The organism is Plebeiibacterium marinum (assembly GCF_026013615.1).
In the GTDB taxonomy this organism is placed as follows: Bacteria; Bacteroidota; Bacteroidia; order Bacteroidales; family Marinilabiliaceae; genus Saccharicrinis; species Saccharicrinis marinus_A.
Window position 1 is genome coordinate 1 of sequence record NZ_JAPDPI010000156.1, and the last position, 376, is coordinate 376.

Genomic DNA, 376 nt, shown 5'->3' on the forward strand with positions numbered 1-376 from the left:
CCGATAATCTGAGCAACACCACTCCTCAATACAACGGTAATATATCTGCCATGTTATGGAAAACCGAAGGTGATGATGTTCCAACCCGCGGATATGGTTTTGGTTATGATGGTTTAAACCGTTTAACTGATGCCCATTACGGTGAAGGCTTGACACTGGAAAGTGGAACGGGCAAATATTCCATGTCAGTTCCGGATTACGACGCCAACGGAAACATTAAAAAACTAAACCGATATTTCAGGGGAATCAAGGTTGACGAGCTGACTTACACCTACGAAAATAACAATCAAAGTAACCGTTTGTTAAGTGTGGCTGATGATGGCACCTCAAATTCCAATGTTAAGGATTATGACGCCATTAGTGCAGGAACATATAC

Annotated in this window: 1 protein-coding gene; it reads left to right on the top strand. The window is 42.0% G+C overall.

What is annotated here, in order from left to right; all coding sequences use genetic code 11:
* Positions 1 to 376, top strand: a 376-nt coding sequence (locus tag OM074_RS21300; protein ID WP_301202727.1) for a hypothetical protein, incomplete at both ends; no start/stop codon positions are given.